This window comes from Abyssibacter profundi, assembly GCF_003151135.1.
GTDB lineage: Bacteria > Pseudomonadota > Gammaproteobacteria > Nevskiales > OUC007 > Abyssibacter > Abyssibacter profundi.
In genome coordinates, this window is sequence record NZ_QEQK01000004.1 from 62,165 (window position 1) to 83,141 (window position 20,977).

The 20,977-nt window shown below is 61.5% G+C and carries 18 protein-coding genes and 2 tRNA genes; 15 read left to right on the forward strand and 5 right to left on the reverse strand.

Going from position 1 to position 20,977, the window contains the following annotated elements:
• The first annotated feature begins 5 nt into the window (after positions 1-5).
• The gene (locus tag DEH80_RS04890; RefSeq protein WP_109719365.1) at positions 6-1,013 is read left to right on the forward strand and encodes an NAD-dependent epimerase/dehydratase family protein; all 1,008 of its coding nucleotides are present in this window, start codon (positions 6-8) and stop codon (positions 1,011-1,013) included.
• On the opposite strand, the gene DEH80_RS04895 is transcribed toward DEH80_RS04890, so the two are convergent.
• Entirely contained in the window at positions 988-2,436 is a 1,449-nt protein-coding gene (locus tag DEH80_RS04895) for a M48 family metalloprotease (RefSeq protein WP_109719366.1), read from the reverse strand. The genes DEH80_RS04890 and DEH80_RS04895 overlap by 26 nt on opposite strands.
• Positions 2,437-2,667: 231 nt before the next feature.
• Between DEH80_RS04895 and DEH80_RS04900 the strand changes: the two genes are divergently transcribed.
• Positions 2,668-3,771 (forward strand): AI-2E family transporter, encoded by a 1,104-nt coding sequence (locus DEH80_RS04900; RefSeq protein ID WP_109719367.1) that lies wholly within the window; start codon positions 2,668-2,670, stop codon positions 3,769-3,771.
• Here DEH80_RS04900 and DEH80_RS04905 read toward each other — a convergent pair.
• The 3 genes from DEH80_RS04905 to DEH80_RS04915 all read right to left on the reverse strand — a co-directional run bounded on the left by DEH80_RS04905 (position 3,761) and on the right by DEH80_RS04915 (position 6,272).
• Complete coding sequence (locus DEH80_RS04905) at positions 3,761-5,161, reverse strand: PhoH family protein (protein WP_109719368.1); 1,401 nt, start codon at positions 5,159-5,161, stop codon at positions 3,761-3,763. The genes DEH80_RS04900 and DEH80_RS04905 overlap by 11 nt on opposite strands.
• A gap of 65 nt (positions 5,162-5,226) precedes the next feature.
• Positions 5,227-5,691, reverse strand: a complete 465-nt coding sequence (locus tag DEH80_RS04910; protein ID WP_109719369.1) for a peroxiredoxin — start codon at positions 5,689-5,691, stop codon at positions 5,227-5,229.
• A gap of 41 nt (positions 5,692-5,732) precedes the next feature.
• On the reverse strand, positions 5,733-6,272 hold the full coding sequence (locus DEH80_RS04915) for a glycine cleavage system transcriptional repressor (RefSeq protein WP_109719370.1): 540 nt from the start codon (positions 6,270-6,272) through the stop codon (positions 5,733-5,735).
• Between the two features lie 138 nt (positions 6,273-6,410).
• On the opposite strand from DEH80_RS04915, the gene dapA reads away from it, so the two are divergent.
• The 3 genes from dapA to DEH80_RS04930 all read left to right on the forward strand — a co-directional run bounded on the left by dapA (position 6,411) and on the right by DEH80_RS04930 (position 7,782).
• The gene (dapA, locus tag DEH80_RS04920) at positions 6,411-7,292 is read left to right on the forward strand and encodes a 4-hydroxy-tetrahydrodipicolinate synthase (RefSeq protein ID WP_109719371.1); all 882 of its coding nucleotides are present in this window, start codon (positions 6,411-6,413) and stop codon (positions 7,290-7,292) included.
• A complete protein-coding gene (locus DEH80_RS04925; protein WP_109719372.1) occupies positions 7,293-7,601 on the forward strand; it encodes a hypothetical protein in 309 nt (102 codons plus the stop codon). It abuts the gene before it with no gap.
• Positions 7,602-7,692: 91 nt separating this feature from the next.
• A tRNA-Ser gene (locus DEH80_RS04930) sits at positions 7,693-7,782 on the forward strand.
• Between the two features lie 584 nt (positions 7,783-8,366).
• On the opposite strand, the gene DEH80_RS04935 is transcribed toward DEH80_RS04930, so the two are convergent.
• The gene (locus DEH80_RS04935; RefSeq protein ID WP_207774478.1) at positions 8,367-9,188 is read right to left on the reverse strand and encodes a MerR family transcriptional regulator; all 822 of its coding nucleotides are present in this window, start codon (positions 9,186-9,188) and stop codon (positions 8,367-8,369) included.
• Between the two features lie 173 nt (positions 9,189-9,361).
• Here DEH80_RS04935 and DEH80_RS04940 point away from each other — a divergent pair, with 173 nt between their 5' ends.
• From DEH80_RS04940 to pnp, 10 genes are all read left to right on the forward strand, one after another.
• Positions 9,362-10,216 (forward strand): metal-dependent hydrolase, encoded by an 855-nt coding sequence (locus DEH80_RS04940; RefSeq protein WP_109719527.1) that lies wholly within the window; start codon positions 9,362-9,364, stop codon positions 10,214-10,216.
• A gap of 141 nt (positions 10,217-10,357) precedes the next feature.
• Positions 10,358-11,602, forward strand: a complete 1,245-nt coding sequence (locus DEH80_RS04945) for an NAD(P)/FAD-dependent oxidoreductase (RefSeq protein ID WP_109719374.1) — start codon at positions 10,358-10,360, stop codon at positions 11,600-11,602.
• Between the two features lie 149 nt (positions 11,603-11,751).
• A tRNA-Met gene (locus DEH80_RS04950) sits at positions 11,752-11,828 on the forward strand.
• A 369-nt stretch (positions 11,829-12,197) separates the two neighbouring features.
• Entirely contained in the window at positions 12,198-12,644 is a 447-nt protein-coding gene (rimP, locus tag DEH80_RS04955; RefSeq protein WP_207774479.1) for a ribosome maturation factor RimP, read from the forward strand.
• Between the two features lie 21 nt (positions 12,645-12,665).
• The gene (nusA, locus tag DEH80_RS04960; RefSeq protein WP_109719376.1) at positions 12,666-14,207 is read left to right on the forward strand and encodes a transcription termination factor NusA; all 1,542 of its coding nucleotides are present in this window, start codon (positions 12,666-12,668) and stop codon (positions 14,205-14,207) included.
• A 52-nt stretch (positions 14,208-14,259) separates the two neighbouring features.
• Complete coding sequence (gene infB, locus DEH80_RS04965; RefSeq protein ID WP_109719377.1) at positions 14,260-17,016, forward strand: translation initiation factor IF-2; 2,757 nt, start codon at positions 14,260-14,262, stop codon at positions 17,014-17,016.
• A gap of 23 nt (positions 17,017-17,039) precedes the next feature.
• Complete coding sequence (gene rbfA / locus DEH80_RS04970; protein ID WP_109719378.1) at positions 17,040-17,405, forward strand: 30S ribosome-binding factor RbfA; 366 nt, start codon at positions 17,040-17,042, stop codon at positions 17,403-17,405.
• Positions 17,406-17,419: 14 nt separating this feature from the next.
• Entirely contained in the window at positions 17,420-18,340 is a 921-nt protein-coding gene (gene truB / locus DEH80_RS04975; RefSeq protein ID WP_109719379.1) for a tRNA pseudouridine(55) synthase TruB, read from the forward strand.
• Between the two features lie 127 nt (positions 18,341-18,467).
• The gene (gene rpsO / locus DEH80_RS04980) at positions 18,468-18,737 is read left to right on the forward strand and encodes a 30S ribosomal protein S15 (protein ID WP_109719380.1); all 270 of its coding nucleotides are present in this window, start codon (positions 18,468-18,470) and stop codon (positions 18,735-18,737) included.
• 60 nt (positions 18,738-18,797) lie between these two features.
• Positions 18,798-20,894, forward strand: coding sequence for a polyribonucleotide nucleotidyltransferase (gene pnp, locus DEH80_RS04985; RefSeq protein ID WP_109719381.1), 2,097 nt, complete (start codon positions 18,798-18,800; stop codon positions 20,892-20,894).
• Positions 20,895-20,977: the final 83 nt, after the last annotated feature.

A 20,977-nucleotide genomic window follows, 5' to 3' on the forward strand; every position in this document is an offset into this window, starting at 1 on the left:
TATCGATGCCGCTGGCGTTTGTGACCGGGGCCACGGGATTCGTCGGCCTGAACTTGATCGAAGCGCTGGGGCGCGACGGTTGGGACGTCGTGGCATTGCATCGGTCTAGTTCGGATGTCTCCGAGCTCCTGCACCGGGGTGTCGAGCGCAGGGAAGGAGATATCACCGACTTGGACGCTGTGCGCTCGGCGATGCCGGAGCATGCTGACGTGGTGTTCCACGTGGCCGGGGATACCAGTTTGTGGCGACGACATCGAGCCGGTCAGACGCTGGTGAATGTCCGAGGGACCCGCAATCTCGTCAAGGCGGCGCTTGAGCGGCGTGCCGCCCGTTTTGTTCATACCTCCAGCGCAGTTGCATTCGGTTTGCATTCCGGTCGGATCAACGAGCAAACACCGGTGTCCGCAGCAAAGTCGCCGATTGATTACGTCCGGACCAAGGCCTTGGCTGAGCGAGAGATTCGCCGGGGTATTGCCCGGGGCTTGCAGGCTGTGATCATCAATCCAGCCAATATTCTCGGGCGCTATGACTACAACAACTGGTCCAAGCTGTTTCAGCTAATCCAGCAGCGCCGATTGCCCGGCATGCCCGATGGGGGCGGTTCTTTTTGCCATGCAGAGGCCGTAGCCAGCGCGCATATTGCCGCCGCTCGGGACGGGCGGGTCGGTAACAATTATCTGCTGGGCGGGCAGGATGCCGCCTACCTGACGCTGGTCAAGCGGGTGGCACGTGTATTGGGGCGGACAGTCGCGCCCAGGCCGCTGCCAGTTCCGGTGCTTGCAGCGTACGCGCGGCTGGAGGAGACCGTCGCACCGGTGTTCCGACGAGCACCGGATCTGACGCGCGAGACCGTGACGTTGCTCGCCAGCAACATCTACTGCGACACGACGCGGGCTCGCCAGGAGCTGGGCTTTGAGTGCGTTTCCATGGAGCGGATGCTGCGTGAAACCATGGATTGGATGGTGGAGGCGGGTTTGCTTGCCTCGGTTAACCCGTCGAACCGCTCCGTCTGAGTTCGGCCGGCGCGTTGCGTCGGTACTCCAGCATGCGTGACTCCAGCCGTGCACGCTCCACTTCAGACAAGTCCTGTCGCTGCAGGCCGGTGTGCAACTGATTGATGGCTGCCCGGTAATTGCCGCGGTAACGGAAGAATGCGGCCATCTGATAGTGCGCCTCCGGCTCTCGGCCGCTGTCTCGGGCCGCCAGGGCCAGCAAGCGGAATGCATCGGGTTGATGGCGCTGATAGGCCTGGCTGGCCAGCAGCACCCGTCGAGCCTGGTCTGATTCCCCGTTGCGGATGAGCGTATCGGCGTAGGCCAACGCCGTGGGCGCGTAGCCAGGGAAGCGCCGCATGGTGTCTTCGTAGCGGGCATGGGCTGCCCGGTGCTGACCCGCGATTTGCTCGGCCTGGGCGAGGGCAAGCTGCACGTTAATCTGGTCGGCGTCAGCGATTTGCTTCAGCTGCCTTAACGCCGCTTCACCATCGCCACCGAGCATATCGATGAGTGCGAGGCCGTAGCGAGCTTCGTCATCCGTCTGATCGTGCTCCAGCGAGCGCTGAAAAAATTCGCGCTCCAGCGAGGGCGGGGAGGCAGCCAGAACCCGTGCCCGGGCACGCATGTAACGGTATTCTTTCGAGCTCTCCCGTTCGACCGGCCCGTACTCTTCTGCGCGGTTTAAAGCTTCGGAAACGCGCGTGGCCGAGACCGGGTGGGTGAGGAGAATCTCGGGAAGCTGATTGCCGTAGAGGCGGGTTTGCTGGTGTAGCCGTTCAAAGAATGTGGCCATACCACGTGGATCAAACCCGGCCTGTGCGAGCGTGCGGATCCCGAGTCGGTCAGCTTCTAGCTCATGGCTACGGGTGTGGTTGATCTGCCGCTGTTGGACGGATGCCAATCCGATGCCCAGTGCGGCCTGCACGAGATCGGGGTCTGTGGCACCGGCCAACGCCGCGGCGACCACCAGCGCTGCGGTGGCCAGGTTCCAGCCGGCGGAGCCCTGGAGTTGCCGTGCAATATGCCGCTGGGTGACGTGGGCTTCTTCATGGGCGACCACGCCAGCGAGTTCCGATTCGCTGCTGGACGCCTTGATCAGACCCGTGTGTATACCGATGTAGCCACCAGGCAATGCGAAAGCATTAATGGAGTCATCCCGGATGACAAAGAAGGTGAAGCCGTTGGGTCCGGTTCCTCCATGAACGGCCAGCCGAGCCCCGAGTCGGGTGACGTACTCGGTGAGCTGATGATCCTCAAGAATCAGCCCGGCAGCGTGGAGTTGGGCTTCGATCCGGGCGCCGATATCGGCCTCTTCGGCAGGAGACAGCGTGCGGTCCGCCGGCTCTCCGAAATCGGGAAGATTGACGCTGGCCAGGGCGGTCGTAGCCGCCAGAGCTGCCGTGCAGATCACGACCAGCAGATTGCGGAGAACTGACATCATGTGGTTTCGAGGCGTGTGCTACAGTCGCTGGCATTCGGTGCGCGAACGCCGACTCGGATTCATCCTACGCCGATTAGAGTTCCGCTGCTCGGGAGAGTTCGCCGATCTTTCAGGCCGTACCCGTTGCCGGAACTCCCCGGTGGTTCAGCGGTCTGCTGCAGGAGCCGGCTCGGGGCCACGATGCCCAAAGGCTGCGCCTCCTCCACTGTCCAGGCAAGGAGCCGATTCGTCGTGCATGCGGTCAAGGACTGGCTGAAGCGCCAGCTCTCCAATCCCCAGGTGGTCAGTCTGGCGCTGGTGCTGTTCGCCGTCTGGATCATCATCACGTTCTTTGCCGGTACGTTGGCCCCCGTTCTGGTGGCTGTGGTGCTGGCCTACCTGCTGGAAGGGCCGGTGGCCGTACTTCAGCAACGCACGCGTCTACCGAGATGGTTGTCGGTCACGGTGGTCTGGGCGAGTTTCTGCGCCGGTTCGCTGGCAGCGTTGGTGCTGCTGCTGCCGATGTTGTCGCGGCAGGCCACGCAGGTTGTCCAGGAAGTGCCGGTCATCATCGGCAACATCCAGGCCTATTTGATGACGCTGCCGGAAAAATACCCCTCCATGGTGTCGCCCAAGCAAATCGAAGAGGTCATGCTTTCGGCCGGCGACTACGTGGCTGAATTCCGCCAGTTCGTGCTCAGCAACAGCGTGGTGGTGGGTGTCGGGCTGTTGTACATCGCGGTGTACGTGGTGCTTGTGCCGCTGCTCATGTTTTTTCTGCTCAAGGACAAAACCAGCATCCAGGCGTGGTTCCGTGGTTTTCTGCCTGATGACATCGGCCTGCTGCGCCGGGTCTGGGGTGATGTCGACCGCCAGCTGGCGAACTATGTGCGCGGCAAGTTCGTGGAGATCATCATCGTCTGGGTCGCCGCGTTCGCCACGTTTATGTTGCTGGGCTTGAACTACGCCATGCTGCTGTCCGCACTGGTGGGATTCTCGGTGCTGGTGCCGTATCTGGGCGCGCTGGTGATCACAGCGCCGATTGCAGCCGTGGCCTGGGCACAGTGGGGCACCGAGCCCCAGTTCTACTACGTGCTGATCGCCTATGGGGTGCTACAGGCGCTGGATGGCAATGTGCTGGTACCACTGCTGTTCTCCGAGGCCGTGGATCTCCACCCCGTGGCCATCATTGTCGCGGTGCTGTTCTTCGGCGGCATTTGGGGGTTCTGGGGTGTGTTCTTTGCGATCCCGCTGGCCACGGTCGTCAACGCCATCATCAATGCTTGGCCGGAGCGCCTGCGTGATACCGATGCGCCACCCGAGCCAGCAGACACCCACGAGACGGCTACAGCGTAGCCGACGCGAAGGCTGCCAACCGGGAGCGCTCACCGCGCGCCAGGGTCACATGACCACCGTGCTCCCAGCCACGGAAATGGTCGACGACGTAGGTCAGCCCCGAGTTGGTTTCCGTGAGATAGGGTGTGTCGATCTGGCTGAGGTTGCCCAGGCAAACAATCTTGCTGCCTGGGCCTGCGCGGGTGATCAGGGTTTTCATCTGCTTGGGCGTGAGATTCTGCGCCTCATCAAGAATGATGTAGCGGTTGACGAAGGTGCGTCCGCGCATGAAGTTGACCGAGCGAATCTTAATCCGCTTGGACAGCAGTTCGTTCGTGGCAGCGCGTTCCCATTCACCGGCGTCGTCGGACTGGGTGAGTACCTCGAGGTTGTCCATGAGCGCCCCCATCCAGGGCGTCATTTTTTCTTCTTCGGTGCCGGGGAGAAAGCCGATGTCGTCACCGACCGGCACGGTGACGCGGGTCATGATGATCTCGCGAAAGCGCGATTGATCCAGCGTTTGCGCCAGACCGGCGGCCAGCGCTAGCAAGGTCTTGCCGGTCCCGGCGGCGCCAAGCAAGGTGACAAAATCGATACTGGGGTCGAGCAGCAGATTAAGGGCTAGGTTCTGCTCGCGATTGCGGGCATGAACGCCCCAGACGGACTGTTTGCCTTCGCTGTAGTCATTAATGACCTGCAGCGTGGCCGTGTCCTCTCCAACGGATCGGACGATGAGGTCTGGGCCGCTGCCATCCTCGAAATACACGAACTGGTTGGCATGCAGGTCCTGGATTTCGGGGCCGCCCAGCCGGTAGTGCGCAGAGCCTCGATCATCCGTCCACGACTCCATGTTGTCGCCATGGGCTGACCAGAACCCCTCCGGCAGCGCCTTGTAGCCGGCATCCAGCAAATCCAGATCATCCAACACGCGATCGCTGGCGTAGTCCTCGGCCGGAATGCCGGTGATAGCGGCCTTGATGCGCAGGTTGATGTCCTTGGACACCAGCGTGACCTGACGATTTGGGTGCTCCGCCTTCAGTGCCAGGGTGGTGACGAGAATACTGTTGTCGGGTTTGTTGCCAGGCAGCAGATCGGGCAATTCGACATTGGGTGGTCGGGTCTGGAAGTACAGACGCCCGGATGGCACGGCCTTGTTACGGATATTGAGGCCGAAGTCGGGTAGGGCGAGGCCGGCTTCGATCGCCTGTTCGTCCACGCCGTGGATCATCTCATCAAGAAAACGACTGACCTGACGGACGTTCCTCGACACCTCGCTGGTGCCTTTCTTGGCAGCATCTAGCTCCTCCAGCACCACCATGGGGATATAGAGGTCATGCTCTTCGAATCGAAACAATGCGGAGGGGTCGTGCATCAGGACGTTGGTGTCCAGTACAAAGATGCGGGTCGTCATTCCGGTGCTCCCCGGTGGCTAAACCAAACGAGGGGCGGTGTTGGCCGCCCCTCGTGTCTGAATCGTTACAGTGCTTGAATCGCCTCAAGAACCGCTTGCGCGTGGCCCTTGACCTTGACCTTGCGCCAGGCCTCGCGCAGTCGGCCCTCGCCGTCGATCAGGAAGGTCGATCGCTCGATCCCCATGTACTTGCGGCCGTACATGTTTTTTTCTTTCATCACGTCGTAGGCCTGACAGACGGTTTCGTCAGGATCGGACAGCAGGTGGAACGGAAACTCGTGCTTGGCCCTGAAGTTCTCATGCGAGCGAATGCCTTCGCGGGAAACGCCCAGCACCTCGGCGCCGGCCGCCTGGAACTGGGAATACAGGTCGCGAAAATCCTGGCCTTCCTGCGTGCATCCGGGGGTGCTGTCCTTGGGGTAGAAATACAGCACCAAGTGCTTGCCCTTGAAGTCCGCCAGCGAAAGCGTTTGGTCACCCGTGGCCGGTGCAGAGAAATCCGGTGCGGGTTGTCCGATCTCTATCGTCATATCTGCGGCTGTCTCCTAAGCGTGGGTCGTTCGAGTTGAATCTAGTTCTTGATCGGGTCCAGCAGGCCGTCGGCATGTAACTCGTCGCAAAGGTCCATGAAAGATTCGCGCAGCGCCGGCGGGTGCGCATTCACAGGGACATGGACCACCAACTGCAGGTTCGCAAGCGCCGCGCCAGTCTGCGCCGCGTCATAGTGCTGGGCGGCGATCTCGACCACCGAGGCGTCGTGACTGCGGAAGAACTCCAGCACATCCCTGAGCAAGCCAGCTTCCTGCGGTGCGATGATCTCGACGGCATAGGGGCGCAGCTTGTCATCCATGGGACGCGGCGCGCTGCGTGTGCAATGCGCCGTCAGGCCCAGATCGCCGGCAATCGCCGGTAGCGCGGTTTCGAGTCGGCCCAGGCTGCTCCAGTTGCCGCTGACCAACAGGTTGGCGGCAAACTGGTCACCGACCGGGTACAGGCGGCATTCAAGAATGCTGCAGCCGCGGCTGGCGATCTCGGAGACGACGGACCGGGAAAGGTCTGCCTGCTGGGGACCGTTGAGTGCGATCGACAGCAGGTGTTGCGTATGCGGCATATCAGATTGTCTACGTTATACTGCCGCGCCTTACAGGGGCTGCGGCGATTCGGAAGCGGGCGCGCCTCGCCCCCGTGACTTTTCGAAATTCTAGCAAATGCCGGCCGCCCGAGGGCTGCCTGGCCAGAGTGCAATCCAATGTTTGAAGGCAGCAACGTCGCGCTAGTGACTCCAATGCATCCGGACGGTCGCGTGGATTTCGATGCGCTGGATGCCCTGGTGAATTGGCATATCCAAGCCGGCACTGAGGGCCTGGTGGCCGTGGGCACCACGGGCGAGTCCGCAACCCTGTCGGTCGACGAGCATCTGGAGGTCATCCGCCGGGTCATTGCCGTGGCCGATCAACGCGTCCCGGTCATTGCCGGTACCGGCGCCAACTCCACAGCAGAAGCCATCGCGTTGACGGTCGAGGCTGGGCAGGCGGGTGCCGCCGGTGCCCTGGTGGTCACGCCGTATTACAACAAGCCGCCACAGGAAGGGCTTTACCAGCATTACTGGGCGGTTGCCGAAGCCTCTAGCATCCCTGTCATTCTCTACAACGTTCCGGGCCGAACTGGCTGCGATCTGCTTCCGGAAACGGCCGTCAGGCTGGCCGCGCACCCACGGATTGTCGCGTTGAAAGAAGCCGTCGGAGACCGCGAGCGCGTGGAGACGTTGCGGAGTCGGCTTCCACAACCGTTCGTGCTGCTGTCCGGAGACGATGGGACGTCGGCTGATGCCATGCTGGCGGGCTTTGATGGCGTGATTTCGGTGACCGCGAATGTGGTGCCCGAACAGATGCGCCGGCTTTGTGATGCCGCACGCGCGGGCGACGTCGAAGCCACGCGCGAAGCAGATGCACCGATGGTGGGGCTGCACAGTTCGCTGTTCCTAGACCCGAACCCCATTCCAGTTAAATGGGCGCTGCAGCAAATGGGACGGATTGGAGGCGGCATTCGCCTGCCGCTCGTCCGTCTGCAATCTCAATTCGAAACCCCGGTTCGCACCGCACTGGTCGATGCCGGCGCTCTGGAGCACTGAATGCACAGCAAGACCCTCTTCACAGCCGTACTGGCCCTGGCCGCGGCAGGTTGCGCCAGCACACCCTGCGACCTGGACGAGCCCTACCACCGCGCGGTGGCGTATCCCTATCTCAAAGATGGACCGGGTGTGGCTGCGCCTGAGCCGACGGATGAGTTCCGCATTCCTCAAGTCCCTGAATCTGTCGAGTTTGCAAAGGACGACACCAGCGGCGACGAGCACGCCTGCTTGGAGGTGCCCGCACCACTCCCCGAGTTCGAGGCGGCACCCGCCCAGCCGGAAGAGCCAGCGGAAACAGAACAGGGCTAGCGCACGCCCCGGCATTGCCATCCATCGGCGATATCGCTACCATCGCGCGCCCTGCCAGTCGCCACTTAGCGTAGCGGCCGGACAAAACTAGGGAGAAGTGGCCGAGCGGTTTAAGGCGCACGCCTGGAAAGCGTGTTGGGGTTTACGCCCCTCGAGGGTTCGAATCCCTCCTTCTCCGCCAAATGAGAAAGCCCCGCACCAGCGGGGCTTTTTCGTTTGGTGGGGAAGGGGATTTGGATGAGAGCCCACGGTTCGACGATTGGGCCAGGACGGCCCAATCGGACGCGGGAGCGAAGCGACGGCGCCGCGTAGCGGCGAGGGCCAGGATGGCCCGAGTCTATCCCTCCTTCTCCGCGATGATTAAGCCCCGCACCAGCGGGGCTTTTTCGTTTGGTGGGGAAGGGGATTTGGATGAGAGCCCACGGTTCGACGATTGGGCCAGGACGGCCCAATCGGACGCGGGAGCGAAGCGACGGCGCCGCGCAGCGGCGAGGGCCAGGATGGCCCGAGTCTATCCCTCCTTCTCCGCGATGATTAAGCCCCGCACCAGCGGCGCTTTTTCGTTTGGTGGGGAAGGGGATTTGGATGAGAGCCCACGGTTCGACGATTGGGCCAGGACGGCCGAATCGGTCGCGGGAGCGAAGCGACGGCGCCGCATAGCGGCGAGGGGCAGGTCGGCCCGAGTCGATCCCTCGTTCTCCGCGATGATTCAGCCCGGCACCAGCAGTTCATCAGTCGCGGGTCAGCGCAGGGGCAGCTACTCGATCACTCTTGCGAGTCAGGCTCGCGTTCCGGTGTGCGATTTTGTTGCTCGTAAAGCGATTCCAGCACATAAGACAAGCGGTCGCCCAGGTGTTTGTTGGCGGCGATTTCCATCGATCGCGCAACCTCAGACAGCACCCCTTGCTCCACTAATGGCCGAAGGCGCCAGACCAGCTCGGCCAGCTCGGGCACTTTGTCTGCTGGGGGTAGGCCCGGGCCGTATTTGTCGAAGCAGTGGCGTTCGACCAGCCGCACCATGTCTTCGCTGGCCGCCTCGACATTCGCACGCAGTTTGCGCACGACGCTGACCATGTCTTCGAACGGGATGCCTGCGGCCACCAGTTCGGCCGCGGCGTGGACGATTTTCGGGCTGGGCGCACGAAATTTTGCACCGGTCTGTTCCAGCAGGCCCAGGTCAGTGGCGATCATCAGCCACCTCGGGGAAAAGTGACCGCGGAACAGGCGCATCAGATCTCCCAGCGAATAGGTTTGCGGGACTTCATCGGTCCATGGTGACGATACCGCGCGTTGCAGGCCCATGAGGTCGGCGATGTCGTGGCCGGCTTCCATGGCCTGGAATAGCTCGCCAATGCTCGTGAGCGTATAGCCCCGGCTAATCATCTCGCTGATGACCCGCAGTCGAGACAGGTGATCGTAGTTGTAGATGCTGACCCGGCCCCGGCGAATCGGAGGCGGGATTAAGCCCCGGTCCTGATAGGCCCGGATATTCCTCACGCTGGTGCCCGACAGTCGCGATAACTCACGGATGCGGTATTCCGCGGGCTGGTCGCCTTGGGCGGCGGCTGCCTTGTCGGATGTGCTCATGGTGTCGTCCATCTGTGCTGTGCCCCCCATGCGGCAATGCGCCCCATCCTACAAGCCGGTCGAGGACGAGGGGTGATGACATCAATAGAGAGAATATTACATCAAGTGATGTTGACATTGTGATCCAACGTTGACACCGTATGGTGACACTGACATCCATCGGAGCGTTAAACATGCTGCCCATTCGACGGGACTTCCGGTTCAATCTAGGTTCGCGAGATGTACTGAACTGGCACGAGCGCGGTCCGTACGTCACGCACTTCTTCAACACGCTGTCGGTGTTCTTCCCGGTCGGTGAGCGGTTCTTCATGCACGCGGTGCGGCACTACCGGGACCAGATCACCGATCCGGAACTGAAACAGGCAGTCACCGCATTCATCGGTCAGGAGGCCATGCACGGCCGCGAGCATGAGGCCTACAACGAGGCGGTCTCCGCTGCGGGCATGCCGGTTGAGGCCATGGAGGCCCGCGTGGATCGCCTGCTGGAATACATCAAGGCAAATCGACCAAAGTCGATGCAGCTGTCGGCGACCATCGCCCTGGAGCATTTCACGGCCATCATGGCCGACAAGCTACTGGCCGACCCGAGCATCATGGGTGACTCCGATCCTGTCCTGACCAAGATCTGGAACTGGCATGCGCTGGAAGAAACCGAGCACAAGGCCGTGGCCTACGATGTGTGGGCGGCGGTCATGGAGCCAGGCACCAGTACCTACCTCAAGCGCAGCTTGGGGCTGGTGCTGGCTACGGTCATCTTCTGGCCGTTGGTGGCCAATTTTCACTGGCGGATGGTCAAAGCCGACGCCACGCTGGAGCGCGGCTTGGTGGCGCGTGTGAAGGGCTATGTGGGCTTGGCGGATTTTTTGTTCCGTTCTCCGGGGGCGCTACGGAAGACCATTCCGGAATGGGTGGACTACTTCCGCCCCGGCTTCCATCCCTGGGATCACGACAACAAGGCGTTTCTGGAGCAGTTGCCAGCCTTTGAAGCCGAGATGCAGCGCATGATGGAGGGGCCGAAGGCCGCCTAGCGCGTCCACAACCCATGTTTTGCGACAAGGCCGAAGCTGACGTTGGCTTCGGCCTTCGTTTGTTCGGAGCCTGGCTAGCGCAAACGCACTGCGGCCGGTTCACGCTAGACTTTCCGCGCCATTTAACGACTGACTGAGATCATGGACGAGACACAAAATCGACCAACAACGGTGATTGTTGGCGGCGGGCAGGCCGGCATTGAAGCTGCATTTGCACTGCGCCAAAACGGTTATGAAGGGCGGGTGCTCGTCTTTGGCGATGAGGACGAGCTGCCCTACCGGCGACCGCCGTTGTCCAAGGCGTATCTCGACGGGAGCATGGCGCGTGAATCGCTGACAATCCGCAAGCCCGCCATGCTTGAGAAGGCGAATATCGAATGCAAGACCGGCCTGCGGGTGACTGCCATTGATCGGCAGGCTCGGCAGGTCACTTTGTCTGATGAAGCATCCGTCGGGTATGACGATCTCATCCTGGCGACTGGAGCCCGGGTTCGACGCCTGGGTGAACCAGCCGATGCGGCGGCCAACGTGCACTACATCCGCACGCTGGCTGACATCGACCGGCTCAAGCCTTCATTTGAGGCAGGGAAGCGGCTTCTGGTCGTGGGCGGTGGTTTCATCGGACTGGAGGCGGCCGCGTCAGCCATCAAGGCGGGGCTGGATGTCACCGTCGTCGAGATGGGCGATCGATTGCTGCAGCGCGTGGTCGATGCCCCGATGTCGGCGTATTTTGAGCAGGCCCACTCGCGTCGCGGCGTCCAGGTGCTGACCGGTACCGGCATTGACGAATGGCAGGGAGCCGGACAGGTACAGTCGGTGACATTAACCAATGGCAAGTGCTTACAGGTTGATGTGGTCGTGGTCGGTATCGGCGTGATCCCGGAGACGGAACTCGCGGATGCGGCTGGACTCACCGTCGACAACGGGATTGTCGCGGATGCCTATTCCCGGACGAATGACCCGCACATCTATGCCGTGGGTGACTGTGCGAATCACGCGAACCGGTTTCTGGGCCACGCAGCCCGGCTTGAGTCGGTCCCAGCTGCCCAGGAGCAGGCCAGAACCGCGGCGCGCAGCATCTGTGGACAGGACGAGCCGCATGAAGCCGTGCCGTGGTTCTGGTCAGATCAGTTCGATTTGAAGTTGCAAATGGCCGGCCTATTGGGTGCACACGATCAAACCGTGTTACGTGGCACGCGGGATGAGGACTCATTTGTCGTTTTCTATCTGCAGGCCGGCATCATCGCTGCGGCGCATGCCGTCAATCGGCCGCGCGAGTTCGCCCAGATACGCAAGCTGATCGCGGCGCGTACCCCGGTCGACGGCGATAAGCTTGCCGACGAGGCTTGTGCGATTGCCGATGCTGCACAGGCAGCGGCCGCCTAGCGGGTCGCTTCCGGGGAGAAATCTGGAGCACGTGCCGTTGTTTTTGCGCGAACTCGCGGCAGAAGGAAGTGGTAAATCATTGAAATAAAATGATTTACAAAGAATCCGTTGCAGGGCGGTAGGGAGGTCTGTACTATGCGCCTCCCTGGTGCGGGGTGGAGCAGCCAGGCAGCTCGTCGGGCTCATAACCCGAAGGTCGCAGGTTCGAATCCTGCCCCCGCTACCAATCTTCTTAAAAGCCTCGTCTCCGACGGGGCTTTTTCGTATGTGCGACAGCAACTTGGGTCCGCACGATGAAGTGGTTTCCAGGTTGTTTGATGTTCCAGGTCTGGTTGTTCCTGGCTCGTGTGCAGCATTTGTGAGCGTTGGCGGGTCTTTACTGATTTGCCTCCTTGAGTGTAGGGGCGGTCATCCCTATAATTCTGCGCCTCATGCGGGGCGTTTAGCCTGCACGTCGGGTGTCATCCGGTCTGTGCGGTAGACGTCTTTAAGTAACGTGTCGCGTGCTGCTCATGGTTTGGGGCGGCAGGCGAGCTGACCGAATAAGGGAGCCCCGACCGATCGGGGCTTTTTTATTCTTGAGGATTTGAAAGCTTTGCAGCGAGATCTGACAGCACTGATTGAGCCCGTGGTCGAGTCCCTCGGCTATGAGCTTGTGTGGCTGCAACTGGCCGGCGGTGATGGTGAGCAAATCCTGCGGCTTTACATCGATCACGCGGACGGAATTGGTCTGGGTGATTGTGAACGTGTGAGTCGCGAGGTCAGTGCGCTCATGGACGTTGAAGACCCGATCTCGGGTCACTACACGCTGGAGGTGTCATCGCCAGGTCTCGATCGGCCGTTGGTGAAGCCACAGCACTTCGATGCGTTCGTCGGCTGGGAGATCAAGCTTCGGCTGGTGGATAGCATCGAGGGACGCAAACGTTTTCGCGGCCAGTTGATGGCGCGAGACGACGAGACGATCGAAATGACAGTTGATGGTGAGCTGCACCGGTTTGCGTTGCGCGACATCGACACGGCACGGCTGGTGCCAGAGGAATAGGTCCTAGGAATGGCGGGTGAAATGAACAAGAACGTACTGCTCGTAGTCGATGCGGTGTCCAACGAAAAGGGCGTCGAGAAGGACATCATTTTCGAAGCCATCGAAATGGCGCTGGCCTCGGCCACGCGTAAGAAACATATCGATGACATCGACGCCCGCGTCGAGGTCAATCGTCAGACTGGGGCCTACAACACCTTCCGCCGCTGGGAAGTCGTACCCGATGACGCGCCGACCGCTGAAGAAGCTGGCGAGGATCACGAGGGCCCGGTGTTCATCGCCGAGTCGCGCTCCATTCGTTTGTCCGATGCGCAGCAGCAGTACGAAGGCATTGAAGTCGGCGACTATGTGGAAGAGCCGATGGAGTCCGTGGAGTTCGGCCGCATTGCCGCACAGGCTGCCAAGCAGGTCATCGTGCAGAAAGTGCGCGAGGCCGAGCGGGCACAGGTGGTCGAGGCCTACCAGGATCGAGTCGGCGAACTGATCACCGGTCTGGTCAAGCGCATGGAGCGCGGGGCCGTCATCATGGACTTGGGTGGCAACGCCGAAGCCATTATTCCGCGTGACCAGCTGATTCCACGTGAGCCGATGCGGCCTGGTGATCGCGTCCGCGGATTTCTTTATGACGTCCGGGCTGAGCCCCGCGGTCCGCAGTTGTTCGTGAGCCGCACGCGGCCGGAGTTTTTGATCGAACTTTTCCGTATGGAAGTTCCGGAAATCGGCCAGGGGCTGATCGACGTCAAGGGCGCGGCGCGCGATCCGGGGCTGCGGGCCAAGGTTGCCGTCCTGGCCAAGGACAAGCGAATCGACCCCGTTGGCGCCTGTGTGGGCATGCGCGGCTCACGTGTTCAAAGCGTGTCGAATGAACTCGGTGGCGAACGTGTGGATATCGTGTTGTGGGACGAGAATCCGGCGCAGTTCGTGATCAATGCCATGGCGCCTGCTGATGTTGCCTCCATCATCATGGATGAGGACTCGCATGCCATGGACGTGGCGGTGGACGGCGAAAAGCTGGCTCAGGCCATTGGTCGAGGTGGACAAAACGTGCGCCTGGCGTCCGAGCTGACAGGCTGGACGCTGAACGTCATGACCATCGAAGACGCAGAGAGCAAGGGTGAAGATGAGGCGGAGCGGCTGATCGGGTTGTTCCGCAACCAGCTTGATGTGGACGAAGAGGTCGCTGTCATCCTGGTCCAGGAAGGGTTTACCTCCATCGAGGAGATCGCTTATGTCCCGGCGGATGAGCTCACCCAGATCGAAGAGTTTGATGACGGGATTGCCGAGGAGCTGCGTAACCGAGCACGCAACGTCCTGTTATCGCGCGCGATCGGTGGAGGCGAGGGTGACAAAGCCCAGCCTTCTGAAGATCTGGTTGCCCTGCCGGGCATGTCCGAGGTGGTGGCCTATGCGCTGGCCGCGGAAGGCTTCACCACCCGGGATGAGTTGGCCGACGCGGCAACAGACGAAATTTCAGGCCTGGGCGGTCTGACGGACGCCAAGGCGGCCGAATTGATTATGGCCGCCCGCGCCCATTGGTTTGAGGATGAGGAAGCGGCGGCGGAGTAATTAAACCTGCCTGTTTGCGAACTGATCCACGTATTGAATTGAGAGGACTCGAATGGCTGAGATGACAGTCCAGGACCTGGCCAAGGAAGTCGGCATTGCTGTTGACGCACTGCTGACCAAACTTGCGGATGCCGGGATCGACGCCACGAGCGCCGACGCCAAAATTTCCGACGAAGACAAGCTGACCCTGATTCGCCACCTCCGTGGCGGAACCAGCTCGGTCAAGCTTTCTGCACCCAGCGACAAACGCATTAGCGTTCCGTCGCGTAAACGCAGCCAGTTGAAGGTGAGCGGCCAACGCGGTTCGCCGGCTCGGACCGTGAACGTGGAGGTGCGCAAGCGGCGCACCTTCGTGCGTCGCGATCCTGCGGCCGAGGAACAGGCTCGCGAACAGGAAGCCGCCAAGCTGGCGGAGGAGAAGGCGCGCCTGGAGGCTGAAGAGGCCGCCAAGCAGGCTGCGGAAGCCAAGGCAGCCGCCGAGGCCGAAGCCGAAGCAGAGGCAAAAGCCAAGGCTGAGGCCGAGGCCGCCGCGGCCGTCGAAGCCGAACGCAAGGCTGCTGAGGAAGCTGAGAAGCAGCAGGCCGAAGCCGAAGCCGCAAAAGCCAAGGCGGAAGAGGAAGCGGCTAAGAAGGCGGCCGCCGAAGCTGAAGCCAAGCAGGCCGAGGCGCCCAAGGTTGAGGCTAAGGACGAGGCCAAGGAGGCTGAAAAGCCTGCAGACAGCAAGCCGGCCGATAAACCGGAAGACGCGCCAGCCGAGCCTGCCGGCCCCAAACGTCGTGTCATTGCCGACGAGCTGGCACGCGGTGAACTGGAGGCTGCACGCCGTCGTGCGGCTGAGAACCTGCGGCGTGCGTCCAAGGCACCGCCGCCGGCCCCGCCCCGTAACAAGGCTGAAGAAGAGCAGCGCCGTCGCGAGGAATTGCACGTCGCCAAGGGCAAGGCCGGTCGACGCCGCAAGTCGGGGCGCTCGCCGTCACGCGTTCGCGTCAAGACGGAGCATGGTTTTGCCAAGCCGACAGCACCGGTCGTACGTGAGGTGGCAGTGCCGGAGGCCATTACGGTGGGCGAGCTGGCGCAGCGCATGGCTGTCAAGGCCACTGATCTCATCCGCGACATGATGAAGATGGGTGAAATGGCGACCATTAACCAGGTCCTGGATCAGGACACGGCCACGCTGCTGGTCGAGGAGATGGGGCACTCCGTCAAGCGTGTTAGCGAGGCGGACCGCGAAGAATCACTGATTCAGGGTGCGGTGGGTGAGTCGGATGACTCGATCACCAAACAGCCTCGTCCGCCGGTTGTGACCATCATGGGTCACGTCGATCACGGCAAGACGTCGCTATTGGATTACATCCGCAAGTCACGGGTCGCGTCTGGTGAGGCCGGGGGCATCACGCAGCACATCGGCGCCTATCATGTTGAAACCCCCAACGGGATCGTGACCTTCCTGGATACCCCAGGGCATGCCGCGTTTACCAAGATGCGTGCGCGCGGCGCGTCGTCGACCGATGTCGTGGTGCTCGTGGTGGCCGCTGACGATGGCGTCATGCCGCAGACCAAAGAGGCCATCGATCACGGTCGGGCCGCTGGTGTGCCGATGGTGGTTGCCGTCACGAAATGTGACAAGCCCGAAGCCGATCCCGAGCGCGTTCGCAATGAGCTGTCTCAGGAGCAGGTGATCCCCGAAGAATGGGGGGGTGAGTACCAGTTCATCAATGTGTCTGCGCACTCGGGTGAGGGCGTCGACGCGCTGCTCGAAGCGATTCTGCTGCAGGCCGAAGTGCTGGAATTGAGCGCGCCGGTCGATGCACCAGCCAAGGGTGTTGTCGTGGAGTCCAGCCTTGAGAAAGGGCGCGGACCTGTGGCAACGGTTTTGGTGAAGGAAGGCACGCTGAGCAAGGGCGACGTCATTATTGCCGGCGCCAATTTTGGACGTGTGCGCGCCTTGTTTGACGAGAGCGGAAGCCAGGTTGATTCCATCGGCCCGTCCATGCCGGCCGAGGTGCTGGGTTTGTCCGGTACGCCGGAAGCCGGCGACGAGGTGCTTGCTGTTGCCGACGAGAAGAAGGCGCGCGAGCTGGTCGAGTTGCGTGAAGCCAAACAGCGCGAGAAGCGTCAGATGGATCTGGCCAAGGATCGTCGAAACGCGATGATGGCCAGCTTGTCCGAAGGCGGGCTCAAGCAGCTGGCCATCATGATCAAGGGTGATGTGCAGGGCAGCGTCGAGGCCTTGGCAGATGCCATTGCGAACATCCCGACCGAAGAAGTCTCGGTCAAGGTGGTGTCCTCCAATGTCGGTGGAATCAGCGAGTCCGATATCGATCTCGCCGCGGCGTCCAATGCCCTGGTGATTGGTTTCAACGTGCGAGCTGACGGTAAAGCCCGCAAGGCCGCACAGGAAGCCGGCGTGGATGTGCGCTACTACAGCGTGATCTACGACGTGATGGACGACATGCGCGACGCGGTCAGCGGTCTGCTGGGCACCGAGACCAAGGAACAAATCGTCGGTACCGCCGAGGTGCGCGACGTGTTCCAGGCCACCAAGTGGGGCAAGGTCGCAGGCTGTCTCGTGGTCGAGGGTCAGGTCCGCCGCGGACTGCCCATCCGCGTGTTGCGCGACAACGTCGTGATCTACGAGGGCGAGCTGGAATCGCTGCGCCGGCATAAGGACGACGTGCAAAAGGTCGATGCCGGTACCGAATGCGGCATCGCGGTGAAGAACTACAACGATGTGCGCCCAGGCGACAATATCGAGGTGTTCGAGCGCATCGAAGTCCAGCGTAAGGTTGCCGAGACGGCCGAGGCCTAGCGCCTCGGTCGACGGTTACAGCTGTGCCAAGAGAAGCGCCACGGTCCAGTCGGGTCGGATCACGCATTAAGCGTATTCTCGGCCAGGTCATTTCCATGGATGTCCGCGATCACCGTTTGGGTCTGGCGACGGTAACGGATGTCGAGGTCACCAAGGATTTGTCAGTTGCGCGCGTCTACATCAGCGCTCTGGGCGATCGCGCGGCCGCGGATCAGGCTGTGGAGGTGCTGAACGAGTCGGCGCCCTATCTTCGCCACCGGGTCGCCCAGGCAATGTCGCTGCGACACACGCCGTCGCTGCGTTTTATGCCCGATTACAGCCAGGCGGATAGTGACCGCATTCGTTCGCTGCTCAGTGACGATCACCAAACGCCGCCCGACGCGGACTAAGAGCCCGACGCTTCATGGCGAGAAAACGACGCGGGCGGCCGGTTAGCGGCATTCTTTTATTGGACAAACCGGCTGGCGCCAGCAGCAACGGCGTGTTGCAGCGGGTTCGGTGGCTGTTTAAGGCCCAAAAAGCGGGACATACCGGCAGTCTCGACCCCTTGGCGACAGGCATGCTACCCATTTGCTTTGGTGAGGCCACCAAACTCTCGGGCTATCTGCTGGATGCCGACAAGCGCTATACCGTCACGGCTCAGCTGGGAACGGCGACGACCACCGGTGACGCGGAAGGGGAGGTTGCAGAACACGGCGGCCTCGATCCCCGATCGTTTGTCGCTGCCGCCCAAGACTTCGTCGGCGAGATCGAGCAGGTTCCCCCCATGTACTCGGCGGTCAAGCACCAGGGTCGCCGGCTCTACGAACTGGCGCGCGCCGGAGAAACCGTAGAGCGTAAGCGGCGCCGCATCAGCATTCATGCCATAGAGCTCATTGATCAGACAGCCGAATCCGTGACGCTGTCTGTCTCGTGCTCGAAAGGCACCTATATCCGTACGCTGGTCGAAGACATCGCCAAGGCGGCGGGTGGCTGTGCCCATGTTGCCGCTTTGCATCGAACCCAGGCCGGCCCATTCGAAGGCGCCATGGTTACGATGGATCAAATCGAATCGTTGTCAGACGACGTTGCAGCCCTGGATCAATTGTTGTTGCCAGCAACCACGGCGGTGGCCGATTGGCCCACAGTCCATGTCAATGCTGACTCAGCCTACTTTCTGAGGCGGGGGCAAGCGGTGCAGGTGCCCAAGGCGCCGACCGAAGGATTGGTGGCCATGCTGGGGCCCGGCAACGACTTGATCGGTATCGGTGAGATCCTCGACGATGGCCGTGTCGGGCCGCGTCGGGTGATGGCTTCACAGCCAGCTGGCGATACGCCGTCCTAGGCTCTTTGCGATGCCTGTGACGCCGTGCGGCGGACGCTGTGCAAAAGTCCTTGTTTTCGCGTGATTGCCGCACTAGAATACGCGCCCTTCGATGCCCTCGGGCGTACCGTTTTTCAGGAGTAATTGAATGTCCTTGTCGTCTGACCAGAAGCAGAGCGTGATCGGTAAGCATCAGCGTTCGAGTGCTGACACCGGCTCGCCTGAGGTTCAGGTGGCGCTGCTGTCCAAGCGTATCACCGAGCTGGGTGATCACTTCGCCAAGCACAAGAAGGATCATCACTCCCGCCGCGGCCTACTCAAGATGGTCAACCATCGCCGCAAGCTGCTGGACTACCTCAAGAAAAAGGATCTTGGGCGTTACCAGGCTCTGATTAAAGAACTCGGTCTACGCCGCTAGGCCGCAACGATTCGACACCGGCCGACTTTCTGTCGGCCGTTTTTTTGCAACGGATAAATAATGGATTCGATCAAGAAGACCTTTCAGTACGGTGCCAATACCGTCACGCTCGAAACCGGCGCGATTGCGCGTCAGGCCTCCGCCGCCGTCACGGTGAACATGGATGACACGGTTGTGCTGGTCACCGCCGTGGCGCAGAAGGAGGCAAAACCGGGCCAAGGCTTCTTCCCGTTGACGGTGAACTACCAGGAGCGTTTCTACGCCGGTGGTCGCATTCCGGGTGGTTTTTTTAAGCGTGAAGGTCGTCCGACCGAAGGTGAGACGCTGACGTCTCGCTTGATCGACCGGCCCATCCGGCCGCTGTTCCCGAAGGGCTTCCTGAACGAGGTTCAGGTCGTTGCAACGGTGATCTCGTTGAACCCTGAAGTGCAGCCCGACATCCCGGCGCTCATCGGCGCCAGCGCTGCGCTGACCCTGTCCGGTTGTCCCTTTGCCGGTCCGATCGCCGCGGCGCGAGTCGGTTACATCGACGGCGAGTACGTGCTCAACCCGTCGACCACCCAGATCGAATCCTCCGCGCTGGATCTCGTCGTGGCCGGCACCAAGGACGCGGTGCTGATGGTCGAGTCCGAAGCCGAGGTGCTGACCGAAGAGGTCATGCTGGGTTCGGTCCTGTTCGGTCATGAGCAGTCGCAGATCGCCATCCAGGCCATCGAAGAACTCAAGGCAGAGGCGGGTAAGCCTGCATGGGAGTGGTCAGCACCGGCGGAAGATACCGCGTTGGCCGAAGCGGTTTCCGCAGCTGAAGCTGAAGTGACCGAGGCCTACTCGATTGCTGACAAGCTGGCACGCCAGGACCGCCTGGCCGAGATCCGCACGGCGCTAATCGAAAAACTGGCGGGTGAAGACGAAGACGCCCAGTGGACGGCATCGGATGTGGCGGGCGCGTTCTCCAAGTTGGAGAAGCGGATTGTTCGCAGTCGTGTGCTGGACGGACACCCCCGGATTGACGGGCGTGACACGCGCACCGTGCGTGGTCTGGATATCCAGGTTGGCGCAGTACCGCGCGCGCATGGGTCCGCCGTGTTTACCCGCGGTGAGACACAGGCTCTGGTCGTGACGACCCTCGGGACGGGCCGCGACTCTCAGATCATTGACAGTGTGTCGGGCGAAACCAAAGACCCGTTCATGCTGCATTACAACTTCCCCCCGTACTGCGTGGGTGAGACCGGGTTCATGGGCTCACCGAAGCGCCGCGAAATCGGTCATGGCCGGTTGGCTCGTCGGGGTGTGGCTGCCGTGCTGCCGGATCTCGAAAGCGAGTTCCCTTATGTCGTGCGTGTGGTGTCCGAGATCACCGAGTCCAACGGCTCCAGCTCCATGGCTTCGGTTTGTGGAACCAGTCTGGCGCTGATGGACGCCGGTGTCCCGATCAAGGCGCCGGTGGCCGGTGTGGCCATGGGCCTGATCCTGGATAACGACCGCTTTGCCGTGTTGACCGATATCCTGGGTGATGAAGATCACCTGGGCGACATGGACTTCAAGGTGGCCGGCACCACGGACGGCGTCACCGCCCTGCAGATGGATATCAAGATCGCCGGCATCACCCGCGAGATCATGGAGCGAGCGCTGGACCAGGCGCGGGAAGCGCGGCTGCACATCCTGACCGAAATGAACAAGGTCATCGATACGCCCCGTGAGGACATGTCCGAGTGGGCGCCCCGTATCACGACCATCAAGATCAACCCGGATCGCATCCGTGACGTGATCGGCAAGGGTGGCGTCACCATTCGCGCGATTACCGAAGAGACCGGGACGACCATCGATCTGGATGATGATGGAACGGTGAGGATTGCCGCTGTCGACAAGTCTGCGGCTGATGCGGCCGTTAAGCGAATCGAAGAATTGACTCGTGACGTGGTCGCGGGCGAGGTCTACGAAGGCAAGGTCGCGCGTTTGATGGACTTTGGTGCCTTCGTCACGATTTTGCCGGGCAAGGATGGGCTTGTTCACATTTCCCAGATCTCAGATAAGCGTGTCGAGAATGTCTCCGACGAACTGTCGGAAGGCCAGGAAGTACGCGTCAAGGTGCTGGAAGTCGACAAGCAGGGACGCATTCGCCTGTCCATGCGACTGGAAGAGGGTGAGCGGCAGTAAATTTGACTGCCGCGACATCGATGTCAGTGTCGTCTGCATGGATTTCCCACGTCAGGACGGCGATTTCGAACGATCGTTCAGAT